Annotated in this window: 1 protein-coding gene; it reads right to left on the bottom strand. The window is 44.2% G+C overall.

What is annotated here, in order from left to right:
• Positions 1-66 precede the first annotated feature (66 nt).
• A complete protein-coding gene (tnpA, locus tag WCT94_RS20715) occupies positions 67-504 on the bottom strand; it encodes an IS200/IS605 family transposase (protein WP_039281630.1) in 438 nt (145 codons plus the stop codon).
• Between the last annotated feature and the right edge of the window lie 121 nt (positions 505-625).

Genomic DNA, 625 nt, shown 5'->3' with positions numbered 1-625 from the left:
AGTAAAAATCCACCTCTTGAAGAGGTGGCTTTAAGTGGGGCCCCCTAAAAGGGGGCCTTGTCCGTTTTAATCCTGCAATAACTCCATTTGCTGTTCGTACTCTTGGTCTTTCTTATCCTGATGCCTCACGTAACGTCTGATAATTTCTTCGTTCACTCCCACCGTGTCCGCAAAGTATCCTCTAGCCCAAAAGTGATTACCCCACAGTTTCTTTCTTATATGCGGGAATTTATTGTAGAGACGAATAGCAGTGCGCCCTTTCAGGACGCCCATTAGCGTTGAAATTGAGAGTTTCGGTGGAACCATCACTACAAGATGAACATGGTCTGGTTGAACATTTAGTTCCAATATTTCGCAATCTTTCATATTGCAAAGTATGTAAATCGAACGGTAAAGCTCTTTCCCTACTGTGCCCGTTAAAATCTTGTAGCGATATTTTGGGGTCCAAACCAAGTGGTATTTGCAACGCCAAAACACATGTGCTGAACTTCTATAACTGCTCATGTCAGTGATTTCCTTCTTACTTGTGGTGAGTAAGCTGGAATTTTCTGGCATGGGCTTCCTTCAGGCTATAGCCTCACAGGGACAATCACCACCTCCCGAGGAGGTGGTTTAAAGCTGACAA

It is taken from the genome of Pectobacterium sp. 1950-15, assembly GCF_037136835.1.
Classification (GTDB): Bacteria; Pseudomonadota; Gammaproteobacteria; order Enterobacterales; family Enterobacteriaceae; genus Pectobacterium.
Note: the sequence above shows the minus strand (reverse complement) of the source record. Positions and strands in the feature narration are given on the sequence as shown.

Coding starts and splice junctions, on each gene's coding strand:
- tnpA (WP_039281630.1), bottom strand. CDS start 504: ATGAGCAGTTATAGAAGTTCAGCACATGTGTTTTGGCGTTGCAAATAC.